Genomic DNA, 4,622 nt, shown 5'->3' with positions numbered 1-4,622 from the left:
TCCAAGCTCTTGGGTTTCACTCTTATTCCGGTGAAATGAGCCTCTTTTTCGAGATCCCAAGCATGTACGGCATGAACCGCATTTTGCGCGAAATTGGCTGGGCCGCGGTTGCTGTTGATGGATTTATCCCACCCAATGCCTTTATGGAATTCCAGGCGTACAAGGTGCTAGTGATTGAATCGGATATCCGCCAACTGGAGAACATCGAATACACGCCGGCACCAGACATCATTCATGAAGCTGCTGGTCACGCGCCGATTATCGCAAATCCTGACTACGCTGAATACCTGCGCCGGCTTGGTGCCGTTGGCGCCAAAGCGATTCTGTCTAAACACGACATTGACCTCTACGAGGCCGTGCGCAAACTCTCCATCTTGAAAGAAGCGGAGGGGATCAGTCAAGCTGAAATTGATGAGGCGGCTGTAGAAGTTGACCGCCTCCAGGCTATGGAAGTTGCGTTTTCTGAAATGGCGCAGATCCGAAATTTGCAGTGGTGGAGCGTTGAGTACGGGCTAATCGGTGAAATGGATGACCCCAAAATTTACGGCGCCGGCTTGCTTTCATCTATCGGTGAAAGCCGCTGGTGTATGCGGGATGAAGTGGGCAAACTGCCTTATTCGATTGAAGCCGCCGATGTAGGGTTTGACATCACCAAACCCCAGCCGCAGTTGTTTGTCACCCCTGACTTTTCTTACCTGATGCAGGTAATCGAAGAGTTTGCTAACACCATGAGCCTGCGCAAAGGCGGGTACCGTGGTCTGAAAAAGCTGATCGAATCGGGCATGGTGGGCACGATTGAACTCAGTACAGGCCTGCAGGTCTCGGGTAAGTTTGACCGGATGATGTTGAACGAGGACCGCGACGTTATTTACTTCGAAACTGATGGCCCAACAGCGTTGGCTTATCGCGAAAAAGAACTCATTGGTCACGGCGTAGATACGTATCCGAATGGGTTTAGCTCACCCCTCGGCAAGTTGAAAAGCATTAACCTGGCGATCGAAGACATGGGGCCAGTGGATTTGAAAGCGTATAAGTTTTACGACAGCGAACGCCTTTCTTTTGCGTTTGAAAGCGGCATCCACGTAGAGGGGCTCAACATTACGGGTATTCGCAATATCCAGGGCAAGCTGCTGATTATCCAGCTTGAAGATTGTACGGTAAGGTACAAAGACGAGGTACTGTTTACGCCGGCAGATGGGGTGTATGATATGGCAATAGGCAAAGACATCATCTCAGCTTTTGCCGGCGCGGCTGACGATTACTCGTTTCCTAACCTGTACCATGCCTCTGAAGTGCTGACGATCCACCCTGAAAAGTCGGCCCATACGCTCAGGCTGGAAGCATTGTACCAGCAGGTGCGCGACTTGCGCGCTACCGGTACCTGGCCTGTCGATGTGTTGCGTGATATTTTTGATCAGATCCGGAAAGATTACAACACCGACTGGCTGCTGGCACTCGAAGTATTAGAGTTGTCGCGCGATGAAGACTTGAAAGCTGAGATTCTCGCGTATTTGCTCGGGATTGTCAGTTCAACGCCTGCGTTGGAAGCACTGGTGATGGATGGACTTGAAATGCTTGATCATGTAGATTTACCGCACTCTGCAATGGCCGGGGGCTGATGTTAATGAGAGATATATCGAGACGTATAACATGGATGTAGCTGTTATCGGCGGGGGGGCAGCCGGCTTTTTTGCTGCCATCCACGCCCGCCTAAACCATCCTGCTGCCCGTGTTGTACTGTTCGAGAAATCAGGCAAACTCTTGTCTAAAGTACGCGTTTCAGGCGGCGGGCGTTGTAACGTGACCAACGGCTGTACGGACGTAAACGAGCTTTGGAAAGCCTACCCACGGGGTGGGCGTCGGCTTAAAAAGGCGTTCAACACGTTTGGTACAATTGATACCCGCGCCTGGTTTGAGTCACGTGGTGTGCCGCTTTACGTGCAGGATGATCAGCGCGTTTTTCCGGTTTCAGACAACTCGCAAAGTATAATAGATTGCCTGCTCAATGAAGCGCGCCGGCTTGGCATTACAATCGAAAAGCAAACCCCTGTTAAATACATCAAACCAGATGGAGAAAAGCTGTTACTCGGCTGTGGCAAGCCAGAGGCGGTGCCGCGTACGTTTGATCGTGTGGTAGTTGCAACCGGTGGTGCTCCCACCAAGCGTGGATTGACCTGGTTGTCTGCGTTGGGGCATACGATTGCTTCGCCGCTGCCTTCGCTGTTCACGTTTAACATGCCCAAAGACCCCGTCACCCGTCTGATGGGTGTGGTGGCTGATCCTGCAACAGCTGCAATCCAGGGCACGCGCCTGTCTGCTTCGGGGCCGATCCTGATTACCCATTGGGGCATGAGTGGCCCGGCCATTTTGAAGCTCTCAGCCTTTGGTGCGCGCGAACTTGCCGGCATGGATTATCAGTTTAATGCGCAAATAAACTGGGTACACGAGAAAAACCAGGCTGCTGTAATGGAGCACGTAACCGCATACGCGATGGCGCATCCGAAAAAAATGCTTGCCAACGGCCGGCTGTTTGATTTGCCTGCTGCGCTTTGGAAGTTTCTAATCGAAAAAGCAGGCATACCCGCAGATCGGCGATGGGGCGATACGGGGCGTAAATTGCACAATCGCCTGGTGAACGTGCTTACCAACGATGTGTATCCAGTGCGGGGTAAAACCACATTCAAAGAGGAATTTGTGACTTGTGGGGGCGTGAGTCTGGACAGCATAGACCTGGCTACAATGCAGAGTAAAGTCTGCAAAAACCTCTACTTCGCAGGCGAAGTGCTCGACATTGATGCGATCACAGGGGGATACAATTTTCAGGCTGCCTGGACCACCGGATTTATCGCTGGCAAATTGGGGTAGCAGAATTGTAGCTGCATGTATTACCTTGTTGGACGATTGTGCCGCAAGGAAGTGGGGAATTCATCCACCCAAAACAACATGCAGTACCCATGAAGGTGTCGAAAAACAAAAAAGCTACCCGCCGGTCATTTCTCAAAAAAAGTGCCCTGGCCGCCTCAAGTGTTTACATCGTCCCGCGTTATGTCCTCGGAGGGCCAGGCTATACCGCGCCAAGCGATAGAATTAACCTCGCTGCCATTGGTGCAGGAGGAAAAGGTCGCAGCGATATTCGACATGCCTCAAACGAAGGCATGGAAAATGTAATAGCGCTGTGTGATGTAGATTTTTCGGGCAATGCTTCAGAAGCTGTTGCCGAGCATCCCAAAGCAAAACGATACCATGATTATCGCATCATGCTGGATGAAGAGAAGGATATTGAGGCGGTAACCATTTCAACGCCGGATCACACCCATGCGCCGGCTGCTGTATATGCGATGGAGCGCGGTATCCATGTGTACGTCCAGAAACCGATGGCGCATAACATCAGGGAGACGCGCATTCTCACCGAAATGGCACGTGAGAAACAGCTGGTTACCCAGATGGGCAATCAGGGGGGATCTAACCCCTTGTTGGGCATGGTGCAGGATTGGGTTGATTCAGGCCGGCTTGGCAAAATTGCCAAAGTCCAGGTATGGACAAACCGCCCTGTATGGCCGCAAGGCATCCCTACGCCGGGGCCGGCGCCTTCTGAAATGCCGGAATCGTTGAAGTGGGACCTCTGGCTTGGGCCGGCAAGTGAACGCGCCTATCGTCCAAGTTTACATCCCTTTGCATGGCGTGGCTGGTGGGACTTTGGTACGGGTGCCCTCGGAGACGTTGGGTGTCACCTCATCGATATTCCCTTCCGGACACTGGGCTTGCGCTATCCCAAAGACGCAGAATGCAGCGTGGGTACGCTCTACGCACCAGGGCAAGGCATGGTTTATAACGACGAAGGATGTCCAGCCTCTTCTTTCATTACACTGCACTTTGATGCAACGGACAAAAGCAAAGCGCCGATTGAAATGACATGGAGCGACGGTGGTATTCGGCCGGCGCATCCTGACGCCATTCCACCAGACCATGACATCGGGGGCCGAAATAGCCAGAACGGTGTGCTCATTATCGGAGAACATGGGGTGATTTCAACCAACATCAACGACAGCTCACCGCTGATGCCAAAGCTGTATATGAATGACGGCACGACAGAATTTGGTCCGGAAAACGAAGATGGTTTTGAGCCCGAATACGGGCACCAGCGGAAATGGATTGAAGCCTGCAAAGCCGGCTATGACAGTGCAGCACACCGCGCGCTGACGTCTTCCTTCGACTACGCCGGCCCGATGACTGAGACCGTCTTGATGGGCAACCTCGCAATTCGGAGCTACATGTTACGCCGCGAAATTACCGATGGTGACAGGAAGCGCATGGAATACTATGGCCGCAAGAAGCTCCTTTGGGATGGCGAAAATACGCGTATCACCAACTTCGAAGCCGCCAACCAATTTGTCACGCGCGAATATCGGAAGGGCTGGGAGGTTTGATAATCGTGTATTCGTGATTTTGTGTATTCGTTCTTTCGTGAATCTGGTTTTTTGTGCTTGTCTTTGCTTGTAGACGGATTTCATTCTTTAGAAAACCCGAAAACCCGAAAACCCGAAAACCCGAAAACCCGAAAACCCGAAAACCCGAAAACCCGAAAACCCGAAAACCCGAAAACCCGAACACCCGAAACCCCG

General features: G+C 52.1%; 3 protein-coding genes. All 3 read left to right on the top strand.

Annotation, left to right across the window (positions count from 1 at the left end; translation table 11 throughout):
* On the top strand, positions 1 to 1,619 hold a 1,619-nt coding region (locus AAF564_26070), incomplete at its 5' end, for an aromatic amino acid hydroxylase (protein ID MEM8489040.1).
* A gap of 31 nt (positions 1,620 to 1,650) precedes the next feature.
* Positions 1,651 to 2,865: an NAD(P)/FAD-dependent oxidoreductase gene (locus tag AAF564_26065; GenBank protein MEM8489039.1), complete on the top strand. Its 1,215-nt coding sequence runs from the start codon at positions 1,651 to 1,653 to the stop codon at positions 2,863 to 2,865.
* 89 nt (positions 2,866 to 2,954) lie between these two features.
* Entirely contained in the window at positions 2,955 to 4,427 is a 1,473-nt protein-coding gene (locus AAF564_26060) for a Gfo/Idh/MocA family oxidoreductase (protein MEM8489038.1), read from the top strand.
* The last annotated feature ends 195 nt before the right edge of the window (positions 4,428 to 4,622 follow it).

Source organism: Bacteroidota bacterium (genome assembly GCA_039111535.1).
Classification (GTDB): domain Bacteria; phylum Bacteroidota; class Rhodothermia; order Rhodothermales; family JAHQVL01; genus JBCCIM01.
This window is presented reverse-complemented; position numbering and strand designations above follow the sequence as displayed.

What these genes read in the sequence shown, in the direction of transcription:
- AAF564_26065 (MEM8489039.1), top strand. Translation starts at nt 1,651, where the DNA reads ATGGATGTAGCTGTTATCGGCGGGGGGGCAGCCGGCTTTTTTGCTGCC.
- AAF564_26060 (MEM8489038.1), top strand. Translation starts at nt 2,955, where the DNA reads ATGAAGGTGTCGAAAAACAAAAAAGCTACCCGCCGGTCATTTCTCAAA.